Source organism: Bacillus sp. MSP13 (assembly GCF_000815295.1).
In the GTDB taxonomy this organism is placed as follows: Bacteria; Bacillota; Bacilli; order Bacillales; family Bacillaceae; genus Bacillus; species Bacillus vallismortis.
On record NZ_JXAQ01000003.1, the window covers coordinates 1 to 25657 of the forward strand.

The following is a 25657-nucleotide window of genomic DNA, read 5'->3' on the forward strand; positions in this document are numbered from 1 at the left end:
AAGCCACTTTTTCGAAAGTGGCTTTTCACATGATTTTCTTTTTAATAGCCGAAATCATTGGCGCAAGCTCCTTTAAAGCGGGCTTGATTTGATCAATAGAGTTCATAATTGATCCGATTTGGTCCATAATATGCATATCATGAAACGTCTCTTCTTCGTTTGTCTGGGATGCTTCCTCTTGCTGTTCTTCCTTCTCTTCTGTTTGTTTTGCGGAATCGCCGAACATCATCTTTGAAAACACATCCAACTGCGTACGCCTCCTTTCTATATACAATACTCTATGAATAAGATGAACTGATAGTTTAGACGAATATATTGCCATGTGAAAAAAAATAGGATAGAATTAGTACCTGATACTAATAATTGATCACAACCTGATTGATCTTCTAAATTTACAATATAAAGGAGTCTTCCCTTATGAAAGCTGGAATACTTGGTGTTGGACGTTATATTCCCGAGAAAGTTTTAACAAATCATGATCTTGAACAAATGGTTGAAACTTCTGACGAGTGGATTCGTACCAGAACAGGAATAGAAGAAAGAAGAATTGCCGCAGATGATGTGTATTCATCACATATGGCCGTTGCAGCGGCGAAAAAAGCGCTGGAACAAGCCGAAGTGGCAGCAGAGGATCTGGATATGATTCTGGTTGCGACTGTTACACCTGATCAGTCATTCCCTACGGTTTCTTGTATGATTCAAGAAGAGCTCGGCGCGAAAAAAGCGTGTGCTATGGATATTAGCGCGGCTTGTGCGGGCTTCATGTACGGGGTTGTAACCGGTAAACAATTTATTGAATCCGGAACTTACAAGCATGTTCTTGTTGTTGGTGTAGAAAAGCTCTCAAGCATTACAGACTGGGAAGACCGCAATACAGCCGTTCTGTTTGGAGATGGAGCAGGCGCTGCGGTTGTCGGGCCGGTCAGCGATGACAGAGGGATCCTTTCATTTGAGCTAGGAGCAGACGGCACAGGCGGTCAGCACTTGTATCTTAATGAAAAAGGACATACAATCATGAATGGACGAGAAGTGTTCAAATTTGCAGTCCGCCAAATGGGAGAATCATGTGTAAATGTGATTGAAAAAGCCGGACTCTCAAAAGAGGACGTCGACTTTTTGATTCCGCATCAGGCGAATATCCGTATCATGGAAGCCGCTCGCGAGCGTTTAGAGCTTCCTGTCGAAAAGATGTCCAAAACGGTTCATAAATATGGAAATACTTCTGCCGCATCCATTCCGATCTCTCTTGTAGAAGAATTGGAAGCCGGTAAAATCAAAGACGGCGATGTGATCGTCATGGTAGGGTTCGGCGGAGGATTAACATGGGGCGCCATTGCAATCCGCTGGGGCCGCTAAAAAAAGGTGAGGTGCACACAAGATGAGTAAAAAAAGAGTAGTTGTTACAGGACTTGGAGCATTGTCTCCGCTTGGCAACGATGTTGATACAAGTTGGAATAACGCAATCAACGGTGTGTCCGGAATCGGTCCGATCACTCGTGTTGATGCTGAAGAATATCCGGCGAAAGTAGCCGCTGAATTAAAAGACTTCAATGTTGAAGAGTATATGGATAAAAAAGAAGCCAGAAAAATGGACCGCTTCACACAATATGCGGTCGTAGCTGCGAAAATGGCGGTTGAAGACGCGGATCTTAACATTACCGATGAGATCGCGCCGAGAGTCGGTGTTTGGGTAGGATCCGGAATCGGAGGGCTTGAAACACTAGAGTCACAATTTGAAATCTTCTTAACGAAAGGCCCAAGACGGGTCAGCCCGTTTTTCGTGCCAATGATGATTCCTGATATGGCGACAGGCCAGATTTCTATTGCATTAGGAGCAAAAGGGGTCAACTCATGTACGGTTACAGCATGTGCTACAGGAACAAACTCTATCGGTGACGCGTTTAAAGTCATTCAGCGCGGCGATGCTGACGTAATGGTCACAGGCGGAACAGAAGCGCCGCTGACAAGAATGTCATTCGCGGGATTCAGCGCAAACAAAGCGCTGTCTACTAATCCAGATCCGAAAACAGCAAGCCGTCCGTTCGACAAAAACCGTGATGGCTTTGTCATGGGTGAAGGCGCAGGGATTGTTGTTCTTGAAGAGCTTGACCACGCTCTGGCCCGCGGCGCTAAGATTTACGGAGAAATTGTAGGCTATGGCTCAACGGGAGACGCTTATCATATCACAGCTCCGGCCCAAGACGGTGAAGGCGGAGCGAGAGCGATGCAAGAAGCTATTAAAGATGCGGACATTTCTCCTGAAGACATTGATTATATCAATGCTCACGGAACAAGCACGTATTACAATGACAAATACGAAACAATGGCAATCAAAACCGTTTTCGGCGAGCATGCGCATAAACTTGCGGTAAGCTCTACAAAATCGATGACAGGCCACCTCTTAGGAGCAGCTGGCGGTATTGAAGCGATTTTCTCTGTGCTTGCCATTAAAGAAAGTGTGATCCCGCCGACAATCAATATTGAAACACCTGACGAAGAATGCGATTTAGATTATGTGCCTGATGAAGCCCGCAGACAGGATCTCAATTATGTTCTCAGCAACTCATTGGGATTCGGCGGACATAATGCCACATTGATCTTTAAGAAATACCAATCATAACTACGCCAAACCGGCTGCCCTTAAAGGGTAGCCGGTTTTTTTTGCGCGCATAGAATAAAAAGAGGAGGCGATCACATGAGTGTGGAACAAACATATAGCTGGCTTAGCCAGGCTGCTTCAATAAATGATTTGGCGCATTACATTGTCCCGCTTTTTTCAGGGGTGGAAAAAAAGGACTGGAAAGGCATTTTGGGACACCTTCAGCATTATGGAATGTTTAAAAACATAAAAGAAGGCAGCGATACAGCTTCCAAGCTGAAAGAAAAAGGGTTTTACGAGCATATTCAAAATGAAGAACAGTATCTGAAAAACAAATGGAAAGGTCCTGATGTACCAATTGTCCCGCTTCCGGTTGACGTGCGAAACAGAACAATCCGTTTAGAATTCGGCTCAAAATCAGGACTCGCCTTTCAAGATAAGATGTTCCTCTTTCTCTCGTCAGAGTTGGATTTTGCGTCAGTCTCTGCCCTAATGACACATGAATATCATCATGTTTGCCGGTTAGATCATCTGACAAAAGAGGAAAAGGATGTCACATTACTTGATACAATCATCATGGAGGGGCTGGCAGAATATGCTGTTTATGAGAGGTTCGGCCGAAGTCAAACGGCTGAATGGACATCTTGGTATACTGAAAAACAGCTGCAGGCTTTATACGAGAAAAAAATCGCACCCAACTTGGATATCAAACGGGAAAACCGCTTATTCTCACAGCTGTTATTCGGAAAAGGATATCATCCTAAAATGCTTGGATACGCAGTCGGATTCAATATTGTAAAAAAATATTTAACCGCAAACAAAGCAAACACGGCAGACGGGCTGTCCATACCCGCCAAAACCTTTTTGAATGCAACGCTTTAAAAGAATAAAATAATGGAATTTCGTTAATAATATTACATTTATCCTAAAAAATTCTTGATTTTGCAAAATGATTGTAATAATATACAACTATAAAATTTTTCGATAATTCGATATTATTTATTATTTCTGAATAAAGGGATTACTTTCTCTTGAAAATGTTTGACAACAAGAGGGGGAAAGGGGAGCTAGCATGAGCACACTTTTAGAAGTGAATAATTTAAAGACTTATTTTTTTAGGAAAAAGGAGCCGATCCCTGCGGTTGACGGAGTCGATTTTCACATCAGCAAAGGCGAAACCGTCGCGCTTGTAGGTGAATCGGGCTCCGGAAAAAGCATTACTTCTTTATCCATTATGGGCCTCGTCCAAAGCGCCGGCGGAAAAATCATGGACGGCTCTATTAAACTAGAAGACAAAGACCTCACCTCATTCACTGAAAATGACTTTTGCAAAATCCGCGGAAACGAAGTATCCATGATTTTTCAGGAGCCAATGACCTCCCTTAATCCGGTGTTAACAATCGGAGAACAAATTACCGAAGTGCTGGTTTACCATAAAAACATGAAGAAAAAAGAAGCGCGCCAAAAAGCTATTGAGCTCTTACAGATGGTCGGTTTCTCCAGGGCCGAGCAAATGATGAAGGAGTATCCGCATCGGCTGTCCGGCGGAATGAGGCAGAGGGTGATGATTGCCATCGCACTCAGCTGCAATCCTAAACTGCTCATTGCCGATGAGCCGACGACAGCGCTGGATGTGACAATACAAGCCCAAGTTCTCGAGCTCATGAAAGATCTCTGTCAGAAGTTCAACACGTCGATCCTTCTCATCACACACGACTTAGGTGTCGTGTCGGAAGCAGCCGACAGAGTCATTGTCATGTACTGCGGACAAGTCGTAGAAAATGCCGCTGTCGACGACTTATTTTTAGAACCGCTTCATCCTTACACAGAAGGCCTGCTGACGTCGATTCCCGTCATAGATGGAGAGATTGATAAATTAAACGCGATTAAAGGCAGCGTGCCGACACCAGATAACCTTCCGCCGGGGTGCCGATTTGCCCCAAGGTGTCCGAAAGCCATGGATAAATGCTGGTCAAATCAGCCTTCGCTTTTGACGCACAAAAGCGGAAGAACGGTGAGATGTTTTTTATATGAGGAAGAGGGTGCCGAACAATCATGACAGCAGCTAATCAAGAAACAATCTTAGAGCTTCGTGACGTAAAAAAATACTTCCCGATCCGCTCAGGCTTTTTTCAAAGAAAAGTCGGCGATGTAAAAGCGGTGGACGGTGTTTCCTTTTCGTTGAAAAAAGGAGAAACTCTCGGAATCGTTGGAGAATCAGGCTGCGGTAAATCAACTGCCGGAAGAACAATGATCAGGCTGTACAAACCGACAGAAGGCCAAATTCTTTTTAAGGGGCAGGATATTTCCAACCTGTCAGAAGAAAAGCTGAGAAAAAGTGTCCGCAAAAATATTCAAATGGTTTTCCAAGATCCGTTTGCTTCTTTGAATCCAAGAAAAACGCTGCGTTCTATCATCAAGGAGCCGTTACATACGCACCACATGTACACGATGCGGGAACGAAACGAGAAAGTCGAAGAACTGCTTGCGAGAGTAGGCCTTCACCCGTCGTTTGCCAACCGTTACCCCCATGAATTTTCCGGCGGCCAGCGTCAGCGGATCGGGATCGCCAGAGCGCTTACATTGAATCCGGAGCTGATCATCGCAGATGAACCGGTTTCCGCACTTGATGTATCCATTCAGGCCCAAGTGATTAACTTAATGGAGGAATTACAGGAAGAATTTAATCTAACGTATCTATTTATCTCTCATGACCTAAGTGTTGTCCGCCATATCAGCGACAGAGTCGGAGTCATGTATCTCGGCAAAATGATGGAACTGACCGGAAAGCACGAGTTATATGACAATCCGCTTCATCCTTACACGCAAGCTCTTCTATCGTCCGTTCCGGTTACAAGAAGAATAGGATCTGTCAAACGCGAACGCATCGTCCTGAAGGGAGAACTGCCAAGTCCGGCCAATCCGCCAAAAGGCTGCGTTTTCCATACGAGATGCCCTGTTGCAAAGCCGATATGCAAGGAACAAATACCAGCATTCAAAGAAGCTGCTCCCAGCCACTTTGTGGCTTGTCACCTTTATAGCTAATGTTGTCCGCACAGCTTTGAGAGGGGGTATGCACACTACATAAACAACAGCTTAGAAGAACGAACATTTCAAGAGGGGGAATATTGAATGAAAAGACGGAAAACCGCACTGATGATGCTAAGTGTATTGATGGTTCTGGCCATCTTTTTATCGGCCTGCTCTGGATCAAAATCGAGCAGCAGCAGCGAGAAAAAATCAAACGGAAAACCGCAGCAAGGCGGGGATTTGGTTGTGGGTGTAACTGGGGAGCCAACTTTGTTTAATCCACTTTATTCAACAGATGTTGCCAGTTCAGATATTGAAGGGATGATCTATAGCACATTATTAGAAACAGATGAAAAATTAAATGTGAAGCCTGCGCTAGCCGAGAAAGTGACGGAATCCAAGGATGGATTGACTTATAATGTCAAGATTAGAAAAGGTGTAAAATTTCATGATGGAAAAGAACTTACGGCAGATGATGTTGTATTCACATACAGCATCCCTTTAAATAAAGATTATAATGGGGAACGCGGATCGGGTTTTGAGTCACTTGAGTCAGTGAAGAAAAAAGGTGATTATGAAGTTGAATTTAAACTAAAGAAAAAGGATGCGTATTTTTACAATGTTGTTTTAGATAGTTACGGTATCCTGCCTAAACACATTTTAGGGAAAGTGCCAGTTTCAGAATTAGGCGAAAATGAGTTTAATAGGAAGAATCCGATTGGCTCGGGTCCATTCAAGTTTGCTGAATGGAAAAAAGGAAATTATGTAAAACTTGAAGCCAATGAAGATTATTACGGCGGAAGACCATATTTAGATACAGTTACAGTAAAAACAATCCCGGATTCAAATGCAGCTGTTGCCCAGTTAAAGGCTGGAGATATTGATTTCTTTGTTGTTCCGGGTACTGATTTCGAGACAGTCAAGACATTTGATAATGTAGAAGTGAAATCAGATCTTGGGTTGAACTACAGTTACATTGGTTGGAATGAGAAAAATGAATTATTTAAAGACAAAAAAGTCCGCCAAGCTCTTACGCATGCACTTGATCGAAAAGCAATGGTAGATCAGGTATTAAACGGTGATGGTGAAGTTGCAAACGTTCCTGAAAGTCCGCTTTCTTGGAATTACCCGAAAAGTGATGTGCCTACATTTGATTACAATCCTAAAAAAGCTAAGAAACTATTGAAAGAAGCGGGATGGAAAGATACAGACGGAGACGGTTACCTTGATAAGGATGGAAAGAAATTCTCATTTACGATTAAAACGAACCAAGGTAATAAGATGCGGGAAGATTTAGCAGTTGTCGTTCAGCAGCAACTTAAAGAAGTAGGAATTGAAGCAAAACCACAAATAGTAGAATTTAGTGCTCTTATTGAACAAACAAGTGCACCGAATTGGGATTATGATGCATTACTTCTAGGATGGAGCTTGGCTACATTCCCAGATCAATTTTCGATTTTCCACTCCAGTCAATCTAAGAACGGATTAAACAACATATGGTATAAGAATCCTAAAGTCGATAAACTTTTAGAAGAAGCTAAATCAATTACAGACAGAAAAGAATATCAGAAAAAATACGAAGAAATCTATAAATTGATTGCTGAGGATCAGCCTTATTCATTCCTGTTTTATTACAATTATCACAGGGCAATTCCGACAAACATGCATGGATATGTATTCCATCCCAAAAATGACTTATATCATATTGAAAAATGGTGGCTTGAACAATAATAATGAAATCCCTAGAGAGGTGAGGATCCAGCATCCTTTCCTCTTTATCCTATTTTAGAAAAGGGGACAAGAATATGGTTACATATATTGTTCGTCGAACATTAATGTCTCTGCCAATTCTTTTAGGCATTACAATATTATCATTTGCGATAATGAAAGCGGCACCAGGTGACCCGATGTCACTAATGATGGATCCAACAATCAGTCAGGCTGACAGAGCGAAATTTATTGAAAAGTATGGACTCAATGACCCGGAACCTGTTCAATACTTAAAATGGCTAGGAAATATGCTCCAAGGCGACTTTGGGACATCTATTGTGAAAAAGGGTACACCAGTTTCTGATCTAATCCTTTCACGTTTACCGAATACTTTGGTGCTTATGGTGTTTTCAACTCTTGTTGCTCTTCTGATTTCAATTCCTTTCGGAGTTCTTTCCGCGAAACGCCCTTATTCTAAACTTGATTATGGGATTACTGTCACATCATTTTTAGGGCTGGCAATACCAAATTTCTGGTTCGGATTAATTCTTATCATGGTTCTTTCTGTAAATCTCGGCTGGTTTCCTACAGGGGGCGTCAGCACATTAAACGCTGACTTTAGCATTTTTGACAGGCTCCATCATTTAATTTTGCCTGCATTTGTTTTAGCAACTGCTGATATGGCCGGTATTACTCGATATACACGTTCAAGTATGCTCGATGTATTAAAGCAAGATTACATAAGAACAGCTCGGTCAAAAGGATTTAAAGAAAATAAAGTAATTTTCAAACATGGCTTGAGAAATGGACTTCTGCCTGTTATTACAATTTTTGGATTGATGATTCCATCATTTATTGGTGGTGCTGTCGTGGTTGAGCAGATTTTTACTTGGCCGGGATTAGGCAAGTTATTTATTGATTCGGCATTCTCGCGAGATTATCCGGTTATTATGGCCATGACTGTTATTTCTGCTGTTTTGGTTGTACTGGGTAACTTGATTGCGGATATTTTGTATGCTTTAGTTGATCCGCGTATTGAATATTAAAAGGGGGAGACGCATATGACACATCCAAACACTGTAGCTCCCTCTAATGAGGTAAAGCTAAAAGAAAATATTAGAAAAAAACCAGAGACAATGACTAGGATCTTTTTTGAGAAGTTCTTCAAAAATAAACTTGCTGTTGTTGGAGGTATCATATTAACAGTTATTATTTTAATGGCGGTCTTCGCCCCTTTTATTGCGCCTTATTCACCTGAGAGTCAATCTCTTTTAAATAAACTGAAGCCTCCAAGTTCTAAAAATCTAATGGGGACAGATAAGTTTGGGCGCGATATATTTACAAGGGTGTTATACGGAGCTCGTGTGTCTTTATTGGTCGGTTTTGTTTCAGTAATTGGTGCCATTACGATAGGTACCGTTGTGGGCGCCTTAGCGGGGTACTTTAAAGGGATAGTAGATGCTGTATTGATGAGGGTAGTCGATGTAGTCTTATCTATTCCGGATATTTTTCTTCTTATTACCTTGGTGACAATTTTTCAACCGGGGATGGATAAATTAATTTTAATTTTTTCTCTGACAGGTTGGACCACAACAGCTAGGCTTGTCAGAAGTGAGTTCCTATCTCTTAGGTCAAGAGAATTTGTATTGGCTGCTAAAACAATCGGCACCAAAAATTATAAAATTATTTTTTCGCATATTTTACCGAATTGTATCGGGCCGATTATTGTCTCCGCTACTTTAAAAGTAGGCAGTGTCATATTAGCTGAATCAACCTTAAGCTATTTGGGCTTCGGTATCCAGCCGCCAATCGCAAGCTGGGGAAACATGCTTCAGGATGCTCAAAACTTTACATTAATGATTCAAGCATGGTGGTACCCATTATTTCCCGGGCTATTAATTTTATTGACTGTTTTATGCTTCAACTTTGTCGGTGATGGCCTGCGGGATGCATTGGACCCAAAAAATATGAAATAAAAATGAAAACAATATTTGTTATGAAATATAACGAAATCAGAAGAAAAGCAGATCTCTTTTTGTTAGAAAATCTACAAAGAGATCTGCTTTTTGTGATTCTGATATAAACCCAGCGATTCCAGATTTCCTCAATCTCTTTGGAATAATTTCTGTGTGCCTTGCCTATACTGTGGACAACAGTTTTTATAAAAGTGAGGGGTTAGAGATGTTATTTCTTCATGATGTGTGGGTCAATTGGTTTGAAGGGGAAGAAAATGGCTACAATGTATGCCACTTTCATGAATGGCGCAAAGAAGATACGGTTGAGCTTTTGGATCAGGTGCCGCTGTTAAGGGTGCCGTCGGTTCTGTTTCATTACATAGAGAACGATTTGTCTGAGCTTCCGAAAGGGTTGCTTGACGACGTACATCAAAAATCGTACATTCGGAAAAATCATGAGCGGACAAAGCTTGAGTATTGTTTTGTCGTAACAGACGGAATCGGCATTTTGGCTGTCGACACAATCGGCTACACAATCCCTGTCAGAAAAAGCCGCTTGATCCCAAGACAGGAGCAGCTCGTTTATGAAATGGTAAAAGATGTAGAGCCTGAAACATATGAATTTGAAGCAAAGAAGCTCGAATCCTCCAAAGAATATCACATTTTATCATTAGCACCAGAGCACGTTAGAGGGCTGACAAGAAAAGAACGGCAAATCAAGCAGCTGATGTTTATGGCGCTGGATCAATTAAAAGGGCTGAATAACCGCGCTGAAATTGGCTACTGGTATACAGAATGGAACCCGCATATGTATGAACAAATCAAACGGATGAGTTTTGAAGAGATTTGGGACATGCTGTATAACGAAACAATTGAAGGCTGGTCGGACAAGCATCTGGCTTTTTGCGAAAACTTAATAAAAGGACAGCCTTTTTTTGAAAAGCTATGGGAAATGGAAAACGAATCAAAGGTAAACTGAAAAAAACCGCTCTTTGCCAAGAGCGGTTTTTTGATCAGCGTCTTTTTCGGCCAAGACCCATGGCGTTCTCCATTTTTTTCAGCATTTTGTTTGCTGTCCGGTTCGCACGTTCCGCGCCTTCATCAAGAACCCGGTCTAATTCATCAGATTCAATGAGTTCATGATAGCGGTCCTGAATCGGTTTTAATGCGTTAACCACGACTTCTGCCAAATCACCTTTAAACTCGCCGTAGCCTTTCCCTTCGTACTTTGCTTCAAGCTTTTCAATCGTCGTATTGCCGAGGATTGAATAAATCGTAAGAAGGTTGGAAACGCCTGGTTTGTTTTCCTTATCAAATGTCACGATCCCCTCAGAATCTGTCACAGCGCTTTTGATTTTCTTTTCAAGAAGCTTTGGCTCATCCAGCAAGGTAATATAAGATTTCTGGTTCGGATCAGATTTGCTCATTTTCTTCAGCGGATCATTAAGAGACATAATGCGTGCGCCGACTTTTGGAATTTTCACTTCCGGGACCGTAAAGATGTCGTTATATTTTTTGTTGAAGCGTTCTGCGAGATTCCGTGTCAGCTCGAGATGCTGCTTTTGGTCCTCACCGACAGGCACAAGATCCGTTCCATACAGCAAAATATCAGCGGCCATCAGCGGCGGGTACGTTAACAAGCCGGAGACAACAGCTTCATTGCCTTTGGACTTGTCTTTAAATTGAGTCATCCGTTCAAGCTCGCCGATATACGCGATACACTGCATCATCCATCCGGCTTGCGCATGTGCGGGAACCTCTGACTGAATAAATAATGTGGCTTTTTCTGGATCAAGTCCGATTGCTAAGTAAAGCGCAGCCAGACTGCGGATATTCTTTCTTAGCTGAAGCCGGTCTTGAGGCACGGTAATCGCATGCTGGTCCACGATGCAAAAGTAGCTGTTATAATCATTTTGCAGTTCGACAAATTGCTTCATTGCACCGATATAGTTGCCGAGCGTAACAGAGCCGCTTGGCTGAATGCCTGAAAAAATCGTTTGTTTCATCAAAATCAACCTCATTTCTTAAAACATAATAAAAAAGGCTCACTCTTCCCCTATAAAAAAGGGACGAATGAACCGTGGTACCACCCTGATTATTCCATTAAAATGGAATCACTCTGACGTTTTTAACGGAGACTGCTCCGGCTGAGCCTACTTTTCGGATTCGGTCAGCTGCTCCAAAGTCCATTCCACATTGCCCGTTATCTGCTCCCAGCACCGCAGACTCTCTTCAAACAGGTGAAATGTGTACTACTCTTTTTCATAGCACGCTTTTCTTTTGATTGCTTCATTATAAATCAATTATAACCAATTGTCATCATGAAAAAACATTCTTTTTCCGAGTAACATTGTAATGATATCAATACCCACGGGTACTGTAAAACCGCCTAAATGATAACTTCTATCAGCATGAAAATAGCTAGATATTATATGTAAAAAGCAATATGGGAAGAAAACTGGTAAAATAGATTTTAATCAATTTATGCTTTAATCGGTAGAAGGATATTATGTTCGTGGAAGAAAAACTAACGAAGTTCTAATATTTTAAATTGATAAAATAATATTGCAATAAATTATTTGTTTCATTATAATGAACTTGTTCACTCTATTGTTACAGCTTTTTTACAAAAATAATCAGAAAAGACGGAACAGAATAAAAGTTATGGAAACACAGGTTCATTTGTCTGATATTTCTGAGGATTTAGCCGTAAGGAGCTGAAAAATTATTATTTAGGGGGTTTGCGAATATGAAAAAACGTTGGTCGATTGTCACGTTGATGCTCATTTTCACTCTCGTATTGAGCGCGTGCGGCTTTGGCGGCGGCGGATCAAACGGTGAGGGGAAAAAGGACAGCAAAGGAAAGACGACACTTAACATTAATATTAAAACTGAGCCGTTCTCCTTACATCCGGGATTGGCAAATGATACAGTTTCAGGCGGTGTCATCCGCCAGGCTTTTGAAGGACTGACACGCATGAACGCTGATGGTGAGCCAGAAGAAGGCATGGCATCTAAAATTGAAACAAGCAAGGACGGCAAAACCTATACATTCACTATTCGTGATGGTGTGAAATGGTCTAATGGAGACCCGGTAACAGCGGAAGACTTTGAATATGCCTGGAAATGGGCGCTTGACCCTAATAATGAATCGCAATACGCTTATCAGTTTTACTACATAAAAGGTGCTGAAGCGGCGAATAAAGGAAAAGGCAGCCTTGATGATGTGGCTGTAAAAGCTGTAAATGATAAAACGCTAAAGGTTGAATTAAATAATCCGACTCCATATTTCACTGAATTAACTGCGTTCTATACGTATATGCCGATTAACAAGAAAATTGCAGAGAAAAATAATAAGTGGAATACAAATGCCGGAGACGATTATGTTTCAAACGGGCCGTTCAAAATGACGGCATGGAAACACAGTGGATCTATTACTCTTGAGAAAAATGACCAGTATTGGGAAGAAGACAAAGTCAAACTGAAGAAAATTAAAATGGTGATGATCAACAATAACAATACAGAATTGAAAAAATACCAAGCTGGCGAACTTGATTGGGCCGGTATGCCGCTCGGACAGCTTCCGACTGAATCGCTCCCTACCCTGAAAAAAGACGGTTCTTTACATGTTGAGCCGATCGCAGGTGTGTATTGGTACAAATTCAACACTGAAGCGAAGCCGTTAGACAACGTCAATATCCGTAAGGCTTTAACATATTCTATTGACCGTCAATCGATTGTTAAAAACGTTACACAAGGAGAGCAAATCCCGGCAATGGCTGCGGTGCCGCCGACAATGAAGGGATTTGAAGATAACAAAGAAGGCTATTTCAAAGACAACGATATCAAAACGGCAAAAGAATATCTTGAAAAAGGCCTGAAAGAAATGGGCTTAAGCAAGGCGTCTGACCTGCCGAAAATCAAATTGTCTTATAACACTGATGACGCACACGCGAAAATCGCTCAAGCTGTCCAAGAAATGTGGAAGAAAGATTTAGGCGTGAATGTTGAACTTGATAACTCAGAATGGAATGTTTATATTGATAAGCTTCACAGCCAAGATTATCAAATCGGCCGTATGGGCTGGCTTGGCGACTTCAACGACCCTATTAATTTCCTTGAATTGTTCCGTGACAAAAACGGAGGAAATAACGATACTGGCTGGGAAAATCCAGAATTCAAAAAGCTTCTGAATCAGTCACAAACTGAAACAGATCCAACAAAACGTGCGGAGCTGCTGAAAAAAGCAGAAGGTATTTTCATTGATGAAATGCCGGTAGCGCCAATTTATTTTTATACGATTCCTTGGGTGCAGGACGAAAATCTGAAAGGAACCATCCTTACTGGGACCGGAGAAATTTATTTCAGAAACGCGTACTTTCAATAAGTCAGATTTGTGAAAACAAAAACCTCAAGGTATATGGGGAGTTATTTCCCATATACCTTTCTTGCTGAAAAGTACAAAAATGTAAAAATTATGGAGGTGTTCCCCCTTGCTAAAATATATCGGAAGACGCTTAGTCTATATGATTATCACATTATTTGTGATTGTAACCGTGACATTCTTCTTAATGCAAGCAGCACCGGGCGGGCCATTTTCAGGTGAGAAAAAACTTCCGCCTGAAATTGAAGCAAACTTAAATACGCATTATGGCTTGGACAAGCCGCTGTTTGTACAATACGCCAGTTATTTAAAATCAGTTGCAATGTGGGATTTCGGACCGTCATTTAAATATAAAGGTCAGAGTGTTAACGACCTGATCAGTTCAGGTTTCCCCGTTTCATTCACTCTTGGAGCAGAAGCTATTCTCCTCGCTTTAGCGTTTGGTGTATTGTTTGGGGTTATAGCAGCCCTTTACCATAACAAGTGGCAGGATTATACCGTCGCGATTTTAACGATATTTGGTATTTCAGTTCCGAGCTTTATCATGGCGGCTGTTTTGCAATATGTGTTCTCCATGAAGCTTGATCTGTTTCCCGTCGCGGGTTGGGAGTCCTGGGCATACACCTTTTTGCCTTCAATCGCACTTGCTTCCATGCCGATGGCGTTTATTGCCAGACTTTCCCGTTCAAGCATGATCGAAGTGTTAAACAGTGATTATATTCGCACAGCGAAAGCAAAAGGGCTGTCCCGTCCAGCAGTTACAGTGCGGCACGCCATCCGAAACGCATTATTGCCAGTCGTTACATATATGGGGCCAATGGCCGCGCAGGTTTTAACGGGAAGCTTTATTATTGAAACGATTTTTGGGATCCCGGGGCTTGGTTCGCACTTCGTAAACAGTATTACAAACCGTGATTATACAGTCATTATGGGTGTAACAGTGTTCTTCAGTGTCATCCTGCTATTGTGTGTATTAATCGTAGACGTTTTATACGGCATTATTGATCCAAGAATCAAGCTTTCCAAAGCAAAGAAAGGAGCCTAGGCCATGCAAAACATTCCAAAAAACCTGTTTGAACCAGCGGCAGCGAATGCCGGCGATGCCGAAAAAATCAGTAAAAAGAGCCTCTCCCTCTGGAAAGATGCGATGCTTCGTTTCCGCAGCAATAAGCTTGCGATGGTCGGGCTTGTCATCATTGTGCTTATTATCCTTATGGCGATCTTTGCGCCGCTGTTCTCAAAGTATGATTATTCGACTACGAATCTTTTAAATGCGGATAAGCCGCCTTCAAAAGATCATTGGTTCGGAACAGATGACCTTGGAAGGGACATTTTCGTCCGCACATGGGTAGGTGCGCGAATCTCAATCTTTATCGGTGTAGCGGCCGCGGTTCTTGATTTGCTGATCGGCGTGATTTGGGGAAGCATTTCAGGCTTCCGCGGAGGCAGAACGGATGAAGTTATGATGCGTATCGCCGATATCCTTTGGGCTGTTCCTTCATTATTAATGGTCATCCTATTGATGGTTGTGCTGCCCAAAGGACTGTTAACGATCATTATCGCCATGACCATTACGGGCTGGATTAATATGGCCAGAATCGTCCGCGGGCAAGTGCTGCAGCTGAAAAATCAGGAGTATGTGCTCGCTTCACAGACACTTGGTGCAAAAACATCCCGTCTGCTGTTTAAACATATCGTGCCAAACGCAATGGGTTCCATTTTGGTTACGATGACATTGACAGTTCCGACTGCAATTTTTACAGAAGCCTTTTTAAGCTATTTGGGACTTGGTGTTCCGGCTCCGCTGGCAAGCTGGGGAACGATGGCTTCTGACGGATTGCCTGCTTTGACCTATTATCCGTGGCGTTTATTCTTCCCTGCCGGTTTCATCTGCATTACGATGTTTGGCTTTAACGTGATCGGCGACGGATTAAGAGACGCATTGGATCCTAAGTTACGTAAATAAGGGAGTGATACGGGTGACACGCCTATTAGAAGTAAAAGATTTAGCGATTTCATTTAAAACATATGGCGGAGAGGTTCAGGCGATCCGCGGGGTGAATTTCCATCTGGATAAGGGGGAGACACTGGCTATCGTCGGAGAATCAGGTTCCGGAAAAAGTGTGACCTCTCAAGCGATCATGAAGCTGATTCCAATGCCTCCGGGTTATTTTAAGCGCGGTGAGATCTTGTTTGACGGCAAGGATCTGGTGCCGCTTTCCGAAAAAGAGATGCAAAATGTCCGTGGAAAAGATATCGGGATGATATTCCAGGATCCGATGACCTCTTTAAATCCGACGATGAAAGTTGGCAAACAAATTACCGAAGTGCTGTTTAAACACGATAAAATTTCCAAGGAAGCGGCGAAAAAACGCGCAATCGAACTGCTGGAGTTAGTCGGTATCCCGATGCCGGAGAAACGGGTCAATCAATTTCCCCACGAATTTTCAGGCGGAATGAGACAGCGGGTTGTCATTGCCATGGCCCTTGCGGCGAATCCGAAGCTTTTGATCGCCGATGAGCCGACAACTGCTCTTGATGTAACGATACAAGCGCAAATTCTTGAATTGATGAAGGACCTGCAAAAGAAAATTGACACATCCATCATCTTTATCACACACGATCTTGGTGTTGTGGCCAACGTTGCTGACCGGGTTGCTGTCATGTACGCGGGACAGATTGTAGAAACCGGTACGGTCGACGAGATTTTCTACGATCCGAGACATCCGTATACGTGGGGGCTTCTTGCATCGATGCCGACACTGGATAGTTCAGGAGAAGAACAGCTGACTGCAATCCCGGGCACGCCGCCTGATTTGACAAACCCGCCAAAAGGAGATGCTTTTGCGCTGCGGAGCTCTTACGCGATGAAAATTGATTTTGAACAGGAGCCGCCAATGTTTAAGGTGTCCGATACTCATTATGTCAAATCGTGGCTGCTTCATCCCGACGCGCCAAAAGTAGAGCCGCCTGAAGCGGTAAAAGCGAAAATGCGTAAGCTGGCAAATGCGTATGAACAACCTGTCTTAGTGAGAGAAGGTGAATAAATTGACTGAGAAACTATTAGAAATCAAACATTTAAAACAGCACTTTGTCACGCCAAAAGGAACGGTTAAGGCTGTAGACGATTTGTCATTTGATATCTATAAAGGTGAAACGTTAGGGCTGGTTGGTGAATCTGGCTGCGGTAAATCGACAACAGGCCGAAGCATCATTCGATTGTATGAAGCAACCGATGGTGAGGTGCTCTTCAACGGCGAAAATGTGCACGGGAAAAAATCACGGAAAAAGCTGCTGGAATTCAACCGCAAAATGCAGATGATTTTCCAAGACCCATATGCATCCCTGAATCCGAGAATGACAGTTGCTGATATTATTGCTGAAGGCCTCGATATTCATAAGCTGGCGAAAACGAAAAAAGAGCGAATGGCGCGGGTTCACGAGCTCTTGGAAACAGTCGGTTTAAACAAGGAGCACGCGAATCGCTACCCGCATGAATTTTCCGGCGGCCAGCGCCAAAGAATCGGGATTGCCAGAGCTCTTGCTGTTGATCCAGAGTTCATTATCGCGGATGAGCCGATTTCTGCTTTGGATGTATCTATTCAAGCGCAGGTCGTGAATTTAATGAAAGACCTGCAAAAAGAAAAAGGGCTCACCTATCTGTTTATCGCCCATGATTTATCGATGGTCAAATACATCAGCGACCGCATCGGAGTGATGTATTTCGGTAAACTTGTTGAGCTTGCGCCAGCAGATGAGCTTTATGAAAATCCGCTTCACCCATATACAAAGTCATTGCTTTCGGCGATTCCGCTTCCTGATCCGGATTACGAGAGAAATCGCGTCCGCCAGAAATACGATCCATCTGTCCATCAATTAAAAGATGGGGAAACGATGGAATTCCGTGAAGTTACACCGGGACATTTTGTGATGTGCACGGAAGCTGAATTTAAAGCTTACTCATGATTCTTCAATCCTTCAAGAGAAACGTCTTGAAGGATTTTTTTGCGCAATCATAGAAAGTGAGAATGATAATATTTGCAGTTAGAGGAAAAAACGGAGGCGAAATACGATACAATTTCTGCATAACAAACATGTTTTTGCACTGCTGCTGTCTCAATCCCTTCAATCTTTAGCAGGAGTCCTTGTCACAATCGTTTTAATGGTCCGGGTCTATCAAATGACCGATTCCGTCTTTTTGGCGGGTCTTGTTTTATCGTTCATGTCGTTTGCGAGTATAGCGGCGAGCTTTTGTATTTCTGCTGTGCTTCGCAATCTCGGTTTTAAAAAGGTGCTTGCGGGCGCAAATCTGCTGAGAGCGGCCTTTACAATCCTGATGGCTTTTAGCGTCACCCATCACGGACAGATTTTCTTTTGGGTAACGCTGCTGTTTGTGTTCTGTTTTTCTTTCACAGGCGCCTTTTTTCAGCCGGCAAGATTCGCGCTGCTGCCGATGATCGTTTCAAAAGAACAATATGTGAAAGCGAATGGCGTCATCTCCCTCTCGAACCAATTGTTTCTGACTGCAGGCTGGGGACTAGGAGGCCTTTTGACGTATGCTGTACCTTTTGAACTCGTTGTCGGTGCAGCCTTTTTCCTGTTTGTCCTTTCGGGGGCTTCGATTTGTTTGCTTCAGGTAAATGAAGAAGTGGCTGATGGCACAGCTGAATCAGCGTCTATCCGAAATATATGGAAGGATGTCATGGTCATCCCTATTGTAAGAGACATTACGCTAATGGACATGATAGAAGCTTTGGCAGGTTCTGTTTGGTCGTCTGCGATTCTTCTCGCATTTACGGTGGCTGTTTTGCATGAAACAGAGGTGTGGTGGGGGATGTTTAACGCTTCTTATTTTGTAGGTGCCATTGTCGGCAGTGTGATTGCCATTCGTTTTTCTGCTTTTTTTGAGCGGAAAATGGGATTTGCCATTATGTTTAGCTCGCTAGTCATGTCGATGCTGACTCTTTTGTTCTCATTTTCTCCAATTCCGTTTTTATGTGCTCTTGCTTGTGCTGCAATGGGGCCTTTTTATCAAGTGCGTGATATTTGCCAGGAAACCGTGCTGCAGGAGGTTATTCCGAAACAGAAGCGTATCGGGATCATGGCTGCCAAAAATGCGATTTTGACTCCTTGGTCCGGCGTCACCTACTCCATCATGGGGCTTGTGGCTGATACGGCTGGTGCGAAAACGGTTTTTATCGCGGCTGCCGCATTATATGGCATAACTTTTTTTATCGCACTGGCACAGCCGCGGCTGCTTCATTATAGAAGAGAAAGCAGCACTCAATGATGCCTTTTCGCACATACCCTTCACAATGAACCGAGCGCCAGGCTGAAAAAAAATGAAACCATGGCGGAAGTTCGTACGTCTTTATAGATGTAAAGCTGTTTAAACAAGATGAAATGGGGTATATCTAAAAGTATGAAGACAATGAACTCATAAGGAGCAAATCAATGAACTGGTATGAAAAGCTTAGCGAGTACTTTCCAATTGAAGAAATGAAATCAAAAGCGCATATGGAAGCTCTATTAAAAGAACAGGGCGATATTTATCACAAAGATGAAGGCGAACATCATATTCTAATGTTTGCGGAATTCGAGTCTTTTATCTTCGTTGATTATCTGTATGTGTCTAAGGATGCAAGAGGGCAGGGGCTTGGCGGTAAATTGATCGCGAAGCTGAAAAAGAAAAATAAGCCGATATTGCTCGAGGTGGAGCCTGTGGATGAAGATGATGCTGATACAGAAAAGCGCCTGAGATTTTATCAAAGAGAGCATTTCAAGCATGCTCAGTCAATTGGGTACCGGCGCCGGTCATTGGCTACGAATGAAGTAAACAAGATGGAGATTCTGTACTGGTCACCGAAAACAGAATCAGAAGAAGAAATTCTTGAAGCCATGAAACAGACATATGAAAACATTCATACTTATAAAGATGAGAAATGGTATGGGGAATCATACGAAAAGACGGATGAGGTCCTGAAATTCATTGATGATGAAAAACAAAAAAATATTTTCGATCAGTTAGACTAATTGAGAATCAGAACATATCATTAAAATCAAAAATTTGCTGGATTGACACATTTTTTTCTTAGGATACTGTTCACACTTACTTTTTTATAGTATAATACCTGTAAAGATTCCTTTTTTAGAGTAATTTCAATTTAAGAATAAAATAGATGTTCATCCTACTAATTAGAGGAGTGAAGATGAATGGTTACACTATACACATCACCAAGCTGTACTTCATGCAGAAAAGCGAGAGCGTGGCTGGAGGAGCACGAGATTCCATTTGAAGAAAGAAATATCTTCTCTGAACCTTTATCAATTGATGAAATCAAACAAATTCTTCGAATGACTGAGGACGGAACAGATGAGATCATCTCAACCCGTTCAAAAGTATTCCAAAAACTGAACGTGAACGTTGAATCTATGCCGCTGCAAGATTTATACAGCTTGATCAACGAGCACCCAGGTTTGCTTCGCCGTCCGATCATTATCGACGAAAAACGTTTGCAAGTTGGATATAACGAAGACGAAATCAGACGTTTCCTGCCAAGAAAAGTCCGCTCTTTCCAATTAAGAGAAGCACAGCGTTTGGCAAACTAATAGATCGTATCATCAAAAGAAGGCTGAGTCATCAGCCTTCTTTTATTTTTCTACCTGCTGATAATAAATACTCGCCAGGATGACAAACGCGACCGTTAAAATGGGGAGGAGCGTTTCAATTGCGCCGTGCTGGGCCATAAAAAAAGACAGCTTTTTGTCCCTGACAATCATTTCCCCGCCTGTATAAGCAAGCAGCCCGCTTCCCGCGTAAATCAGGAGCGGGATTTTCTCAAGTGCAATGTGGATGAGTTTGCTGCCCCAAATAATAACCGGCACCGATACACACAAACCGATGATAACGAGAGAAAATTCACCGTGTGACGCTCCGGCGACTGCTATGACGTTGTCCAGCGACATAAAGAGATCTGCAAGCACAATCGTTCGTATCGCTCTCCACAGAGAGGTGCTGCTTTTGATGTGCTGCGTGTCTTTTTTTTCAATCAGCAGCTGATATCCTAAATACAGCAGGAAAATGCCGCCGGCGCACTGCAAGAAAGGAATGTTCAAAAGATATACCGCTGCGCTTGTTAACCCGATTCTCATGGCAACGGCGATAAAAGTTCCGAGAAGAATGGCTTGCTGTCTTTGCTTGTCCGGCAAATTTCTGCTGGCCATGGCAATGACGACCGCATTATCCCCGCCGAGGAGCAGGTCGATCCCCACAATCATAAGCAGAGAAATCAGATAGTCATGCTCCATGAATCGGCACCTCGCTTTCGTTCCATCGCTTGTACTACTACTATATGAGACGGGTCGTATTTTATGATATCAGCCGCGCAACTGCCGTTTTTTGGGCAAAGGTGCATTTTTATTTCTTTTGTGACTGTTTTATCATAAAATAGAAATACAAAGGAATTCACACTGGCCTTTCTTCAAGGTTAAGATGTGGACGGAATGGGTAAAGTGTAGTAAAGTACTATTAATCGGGAGCTTAGATGTCCCTTCAACATCTTATATAGAAGGGAAGGTTGGCAAATGGAAATTGAAAGAATTAACGAGCATACAGTAAAATTTTATATGTCTTACGGAGATATTGAAGATCGCGGTTTTGACAGAGAAGAAATTTGGTATAACCGTGAGCGCAGTGAAGAACTTTTCTGGGAAGTCATGGATGAAGTTCATGAGGAAGAGGAATTCGCTGTGGAAGGCCCTCTTTGGATTCAAGTTCAGGCACTGGACAAAGGTTTGGAAATTATCGTCACAAAAGCCCAGCTTTCCAAAGACGGACAAAAGCTCGAACTGCCGATTCCTGAGGATAAAAAGCAAGAACCAGCATCTGAAGATCTTGACGCCTTGCTGGATGACTTCCAAAAAGAAGAGCAAGACGTCAATCAGGAAGAGAAGGAGCAAAAGCTTCAATTTGTCTTGCGGTTTGACGATTTTGAGGATGTTATTTCTCTATCTAAATTAAACGTTAACGGAAGCAAAACGACTTTATATTCGTTTGAGAACCGATATTATTTATATGTGGATTTTGGCAATATGACTGATGAAGAGGTTGAAAATCAGCTAAGCATCCTGTTGGAGTATGCAAATGAATCCTCAATCAGCATACACCGTCTCGAAGAATACGGCAAGCTGATTATTTCTGAGCAAGCTCTGGAAACGATAAAAAAACACTTTGCGTCATAACAAACCGATTTCTTTCCGGAAATCGGTTTTTTTTATGCAATGAAATGCCACTTTTGAGAACTAAAATCAAAAATATACATATACACGGAACATACAGCGAACAGGAGTTCATCCATTTTTCCAGAAAGTATACCTCATCTGGAAAGGAGAGATGACAATGTTTAGTGCTGTGACTGAAGACGGCCAAATGTTTCACCTTCTAGGCGCTCAGCAAAGCCGAAAATTAAAGCGGGAACGATTCTTCTGCCCTGTGTGCGGGGGAGAGCTTGATGTGAAGCTGGGACTTCAAAAAGCGCCTCATTTCGCCCATAAACAGAACAAGTCTTGTTCGATAGACGTAGAACCGGAAAGCGCCTACCACTTAGAAGGAAAAAGACAGCTGTATGTATGGCTGAAAACGCAACATGCCTCTCCTGTATTAGAACCATATATCAAGAAAATCAAACAAAGACCTGACATCATGGCAAAGATGAAGGGGCGCATGCTTGCGGTTGAATATCAATGTGCCACTCTCGCTCCAGATGTCTTTCAAAAGCGGACAGAGGGCTTCACACGAGAAGAAATCTTCGTGCAATGGATTATGGGACAAAGCCGCTTAAAACGAACTGCTCCATCCTTTTATCAGTTTTCAGCTTTCCATTGGCAATTTATCAGTGCCAGTCCTTATAAATCCCTGATATGTTATTGCCCGGAAACGCGTTCGTTTAGCCGGCTCAGCTGCATCATTCCGTTTTACACGAACCATTCTTATTCCTCTGTTCAAACCATCCCTATCCATCGGGCAACTGCCAACGATCTTTTTTTCAGTGAACAGATGCCCCCATTTCAATATTCCGCCTGGATAAAAGCCATTCACCGTTTTCGCCATAAACCCCATCGCTTCATCTCCAAGGAGACCAATCGCCTCAGGCAGCTGTTTTATGAGAAGCGGCAGACGCCCCTTTCTTTTCTCCCGACTGAAGTGTTTGTCCCTGTGAAAAAAGGGGCTGTTTTTAAGAGTCCTGTTTTTGTGTGGCAGGGGTTTCTTTATCTGTTTATAACACGTCTTGGGCGTAAACGCGCGCCAATTCGCTTTTCAGCCGTTTTACAGCAGGTCAAATTGCACATTCATGAAAAGAACATTTCACTCAGATACGAATGCAGCGAAGACTGTCTATCTGAAGCTGTTAAACAGTACATTGATTTCTTGTGCAAGAAGGGATTTTTAAGGGAGACTCAGAAAGAAGTATATGTGCTGAACCAGCCTGCAGAGGGTGTACGCTCATTACAGGAACTCATAGAAAGTGACCGCAGCTGTTTTATAGAATGAGTTTGTCCTATTTGGCTCACCCTAAGACAAAAGGTGGTGGGCTGGCTTTGAGAGGCACAAAAGGAAAGGTTTTTCGAGTTTTTACTGCTTTTTTGGCATTCGTTCTCTTCATTACTGCATATGATTTGACAAAAGGCAGTGAAAAACCGGAAGATATTCACAACACAAGTTTATTGGGAAACAGCGGTTTTTTCAATTGGCTTGAATCAAAGAAAACGAGGGGGATCACCATGGCTGAGGAAAAAAAAGCAAACCAACTGCCTGACAGAAGTGAGGTAAAGGCAGAAGACACATGGAGACTAGAGGATATTTTTCCTAATGATGAGGCCTGGAATAAAGAATTTCAAGCTGTAAAAGAATTAATTCCGGATTTATCTAAGTATAAAGGAAAGCTGGCAGATTCAGCCGATCATTTATACGAAGCGCTTACGTTTCAAGATAAAGTGATGGAGCGGCTGGGCAGGCTGTACACATATGCGCATATGCGTTCTGACCAAGATACCGGGAATTCCTTTTACCAGGGGCTGAACGACAAGGCCGGAAACTTGTATACACAGGCCGCAAGCGCAACCGCTTATTTGGTTCCGGAAATTTTATCCATAGAAGAAGACAAACTGCAGCAGTTTATTCTTGAAAAAGAAGAACTGAAATTGTACTCTCATGCGATTGAAGAGATTACAAAGGAACGCCCGCACGTGCTGAGCGAGAAGGAAGAAGCGCTGCTTGCTGAAGCCTCCGATGTGCTGGGGTCATCTTCCAACACGTTTAGCGTGTTAAATAATGCCGAGATTACATTCCCGTCGATTCAAGATGAAGAGGGAAATGAAAAACAAATTACTCACGGCAATTTTATTAATTTCTTAGAAAGTGAAAACCGTGAAGTCCGCAAAAATGCCTTTGACGCAGTATATCAAACATATGGACAATATAAAAACACAATGGCCACGACCCTAAGCGGCACTGTGAAAAAGGACAACTTCTACGCGAGAGTGAAAAAGTACAAGTCAGCGCGTGAAGCCGCGCTTTCTAACAACAGTATTCCTGAGGAAGTATACGACAACCTCGTCAAAACGATAAATAAGCATTTGCCGCTCCTGCACCGCTATATCGCCCTGAGAAAAAAAGTGCTTGAGCTTGATGAAGTGCATATCTATGATCTGTATACGCCGCTTGTGAAGGATGCGGGGATGAAGGTCACGTATGAGGAGGCCAAAGATTACATGCTGAAAGGCCTGGCGCCTTTAGGAGAAGAATACGCCTCTATTTTAAAAGAAGGGCTGGAAAACCGCTGGGTCGATGTGTATGAAAATAAAGGCAAACGCAATGGCGCTTATTCATCAGGATCTTACGGCACGAATCCGTATATTTTGATGAACTGGCATGATAACGTCAATAATCTCTTTACGCTCGTGCACGAGTTTGGCCATTCCGTACACAGCTACTATACGAGAAAGCATCAACCATATCCATACGGCAATTACAGCATCTTTGTCGCGGAAGTTGCATCTACGACAAACGAAGCGCTACTTGGCGAATACCTGCTGAACAATTTAGATGATGAAAAACAGCGCTTATATATTCTCAACCATATGCTTGAGGGCTTTAGAGGAACGGTCTTCAGACAAACGATGTTTGCTGAATTTGAACATCTGATCCATACAAAGGCGCAAGAAGGGGAGCCGCTCACACCTGAGCTTCTGACGAATGTCTATTACGACCTGAATAAAAAGTATTTCGGAGACGGCATGGTGATTGATAAGGAAATCGGCCTTGAATGGTCGCGGATTCCTCACTTCTATTACAATTACTATGTGTATCAGTATGCGACAGGGTACAGCGCCGCCCAAGCGTTAAGCAGCCAGATACTGAAGGAAGGAAAGCCGGCGGTTGACCGTTATATTGACTTCCTGAAAGCGGGAAGCTCACAATACCCGATTGATGTCCTGAAAAAAGCGGGCGTTGATATGACGTCTCCAGAGCCGATCGAAGCTGCGTGCAAAATGTTTGAAGAAAAACTTGATGAAATGGAAGAGCTGCTGATGAAAGTCAAGCAGTCTTAAAAAAAGAAAGCCTGTGCAGACATCTGCACAGGCTTTTTAAAACCCCTTGAAGGTTTTTCGGTGGTTCAGGCGGTAGAGGGTAAACAAAATAGACAGAAACAGCAGAGGAGAGGTAATATAAAGCGGCAGCATCTGCATCATGCCAAGTATATTCAAACAGAAAAAAACGGCAATGCATACAATTGAGATGACAATACGCACCATAGCGTTCCTCCTCGTCCTTTTTCCTTATAGGATATGAGTGAATAGGCTCCGTTATGTTTTGTGACAAAAATATGAACATTAAGCATAGAGGTTGTCAAAAGTCGACATCTTTTGTTATCATAAGGATGTGAAATTGATCACAAACAAACATTACCCCTTTGTTTG

At 42.7% G+C, this 25657-nt stretch carries 25 protein-coding genes and 1 other annotated feature; of the genes, 21 read left to right on the top strand and 4 right to left on the bottom strand.

What is annotated here, in order from left to right:
• Positions 1 to 25: 25 nt before the first annotated feature.
• A complete protein-coding gene (locus tag SC79_RS01310) occupies positions 26 to 229 on the bottom strand; it encodes a hypothetical protein (protein ID WP_082022518.1) in 204 nt (67 codons plus the stop codon).
• A 188-nt stretch (positions 230 to 417) separates the two neighbouring features.
• On the opposite strand from SC79_RS01310, the gene fabH reads away from it, so the two are divergent.
• The 9 genes from fabH (at position 418) to SC79_RS01355 (ending at position 10273) form a co-directional block, all read left to right on the top strand.
• Entirely contained in the window at positions 418 to 1356 is a 939-nt protein-coding gene (fabH, locus tag SC79_RS01315) for a beta-ketoacyl-ACP synthase III (protein WP_039073545.1), read from the top strand.
• A 22-nt stretch (positions 1357 to 1378) separates the two neighbouring features.
• Entirely contained in the window at positions 1379 to 2620 is a 1242-nt protein-coding gene (fabF, locus tag SC79_RS01320; RefSeq protein WP_039073546.1) for a beta-ketoacyl-ACP synthase II, read from the top strand.
• A gap of 75 nt (positions 2621 to 2695) precedes the next feature.
• Positions 2696 to 3481: a DUF2268 domain-containing protein gene (locus SC79_RS01325; protein WP_039073547.1), complete on the top strand. Its 786-nt coding sequence runs from the start codon at positions 2696 to 2698 to the stop codon at positions 3479 to 3481.
• A gap of 190 nt (positions 3482 to 3671) precedes the next feature.
• Positions 3672 to 4658, top strand: a complete 987-nt coding sequence (appD, locus tag SC79_RS01330; protein ID WP_039073548.1) for an oligopeptide ABC transporter ATP-binding protein AppD — start codon at positions 3672 to 3674, stop codon at positions 4656 to 4658.
• Positions 4655 to 5644 (top strand): oligopeptide ABC transporter ATP-binding protein AppF, encoded by a 990-nt coding sequence (gene appF, locus SC79_RS01335; protein WP_039073549.1) that lies wholly within the window; start codon positions 4655 to 4657, stop codon positions 5642 to 5644. Before appD ends, appF begins: the two co-directional genes overlap by 4 nt.
• A gap of 87 nt (positions 5645 to 5731) precedes the next feature.
• A complete protein-coding gene (locus SC79_RS01340) occupies positions 5732 to 7360 on the top strand; it encodes a peptide-binding protein (protein WP_039073550.1) in 1629 nt (542 codons plus the stop codon).
• Positions 7361 to 7434: 74 nt separating this feature from the next.
• On the top strand, positions 7435 to 8385 hold the full coding sequence (locus SC79_RS01345) for an ABC transporter permease (protein ID WP_039073551.1): 951 nt from the start codon (positions 7435 to 7437) through the stop codon (positions 8383 to 8385).
• Positions 8386 to 8400: 15 nt separating this feature from the next.
• Entirely contained in the window at positions 8401 to 9315 is a 915-nt protein-coding gene (gene opp4C / locus SC79_RS01350) for an oligopeptide ABC transporter permease (RefSeq protein WP_039073552.1), read from the top strand.
• Between the two features lie 205 nt (positions 9316 to 9520).
• Entirely contained in the window at positions 9521 to 10273 is a 753-nt protein-coding gene (locus tag SC79_RS01355) for a YjbA family protein (protein ID WP_010329373.1), read from the top strand.
• 34 nt (positions 10274 to 10307) lie between these two features.
• Here SC79_RS01355 and trpS read toward each other — a convergent pair whose 3' ends face one another.
• Positions 10308 to 11300, bottom strand: a complete 993-nt coding sequence (trpS, locus tag SC79_RS01360) for a tryptophan--tRNA ligase (RefSeq protein ID WP_039073553.1) — start codon at positions 11298 to 11300, stop codon at positions 10308 to 10310.
• 56 nt (positions 11301 to 11356) lie between these two features.
• Positions 11357 to 11569: a binding site (T-box leader), on the bottom strand.
• Between the two features lie 474 nt (positions 11570 to 12043).
• On the opposite strand from trpS, the gene oppA reads away from it, so the two are divergent.
• The 8 genes from oppA (at position 12044) to spx (ending at position 20287) form a co-directional block, all read left to right on the top strand.
• Positions 12044 to 13681 carry an oligopeptide ABC transporter substrate-binding protein OppA gene (gene oppA, locus SC79_RS01365; RefSeq protein WP_039073554.1) on the top strand — a complete coding sequence of 546 codons (1638 nt, stop codon included), beginning with the start codon at positions 12044 to 12046 and terminating at the stop codon, positions 13679 to 13681.
• Between the two features lie 106 nt (positions 13682 to 13787).
• Complete coding sequence (gene oppB / locus SC79_RS01370; RefSeq protein WP_010329376.1) at positions 13788 to 14723, top strand: oligopeptide ABC transporter permease OppB; 936 nt, start codon at positions 13788 to 13790, stop codon at positions 14721 to 14723.
• Positions 14724 to 14726: 3 nt separating this feature from the next.
• On the top strand, positions 14727 to 15644 hold the full coding sequence (gene oppC / locus SC79_RS01375) for an oligopeptide ABC transporter permease OppC (protein ID WP_010329377.1): 918 nt from the start codon (positions 14727 to 14729) through the stop codon (positions 15642 to 15644).
• A gap of 4 nt (positions 15645 to 15648) precedes the next feature.
• Positions 15649 to 16725, top strand: a complete 1077-nt coding sequence (oppD, locus tag SC79_RS01380) for an oligopeptide ABC transporter ATP-binding protein OppD (protein ID WP_082022496.1) — start codon at positions 15649 to 15651, stop codon at positions 16723 to 16725.
• Position 16726: 1 nt separating this feature from the next.
• Positions 16727 to 17644 (top strand): oligopeptide ABC transporter ATP-binding protein OppF, encoded by a 918-nt coding sequence (gene oppF / locus SC79_RS01385; protein ID WP_039073556.1) that lies wholly within the window; start codon positions 16727 to 16729, stop codon positions 17642 to 17644.
• A 106-nt stretch (positions 17645 to 17750) separates the two neighbouring features.
• Positions 17751 to 18968, top strand: coding sequence for an MFS transporter (locus SC79_RS01390; RefSeq protein ID WP_082022497.1), 1218 nt, complete (start codon positions 17751 to 17753; stop codon positions 18966 to 18968).
• Between the two features lie 164 nt (positions 18969 to 19132).
• The gene (locus SC79_RS01395) at positions 19133 to 19711 is read left to right on the top strand and encodes a GNAT family N-acetyltransferase (RefSeq protein ID WP_039073558.1); all 579 of its coding nucleotides are present in this window, start codon (positions 19133 to 19135) and stop codon (positions 19709 to 19711) included.
• Positions 19712 to 19891: 180 nt separating this feature from the next.
• Complete coding sequence (gene spx / locus SC79_RS01400; protein WP_039073559.1) at positions 19892 to 20287, top strand: transcriptional regulator Spx; 396 nt, start codon at positions 19892 to 19894, stop codon at positions 20285 to 20287.
• A gap of 42 nt (positions 20288 to 20329) precedes the next feature.
• Here the strand turns inward: spx and SC79_RS01405 are convergent, their stop codons facing one another.
• Positions 20330 to 20986, bottom strand: a complete 657-nt coding sequence (locus SC79_RS01405) for a TerC family protein (RefSeq protein WP_039073560.1) — start codon at positions 20984 to 20986, stop codon at positions 20330 to 20332.
• Positions 20987 to 21170: 184 nt separating this feature from the next.
• Between SC79_RS01405 and SC79_RS20855 the strand changes: the two genes are divergently transcribed.
• From SC79_RS20855 to pepF, 4 genes are all read left to right on the top strand, one after another.
• Positions 21171 to 21296, top strand: a complete 126-nt coding sequence (locus SC79_RS20855) for a hypothetical protein (protein WP_120698858.1) — start codon at positions 21171 to 21173, stop codon at positions 21294 to 21296.
• A complete protein-coding gene (mecA, locus tag SC79_RS01410; protein WP_010329384.1) occupies positions 21263 to 21919 on the top strand; it encodes an adaptor protein MecA in 657 nt (218 codons plus the stop codon). Before SC79_RS20855 ends, mecA begins: the two co-directional genes overlap by 34 nt.
• Positions 21920 to 22076: 157 nt before the next feature.
• On the top strand, positions 22077 to 23228 hold the full coding sequence (locus SC79_RS01415; protein ID WP_039073561.1) for a competence protein CoiA family protein: 1152 nt from the start codon (positions 22077 to 22079) through the stop codon (positions 23226 to 23228).
• Between the two features lie 230 nt (positions 23229 to 23458).
• Entirely contained in the window at positions 23459 to 25288 is a 1830-nt protein-coding gene (gene pepF, locus SC79_RS01420; protein WP_180298680.1) for an oligoendopeptidase F, read from the top strand.
• Between the two features lie 36 nt (positions 25289 to 25324).
• Here pepF and SC79_RS01425 read toward each other — a convergent pair whose 3' ends face one another.
• A complete protein-coding gene (locus SC79_RS01425; RefSeq protein ID WP_010329386.1) occupies positions 25325 to 25492 on the bottom strand; it encodes a hypothetical protein in 168 nt (55 codons plus the stop codon).
• Positions 25493 to 25657: the final 165 nt, after the last annotated feature.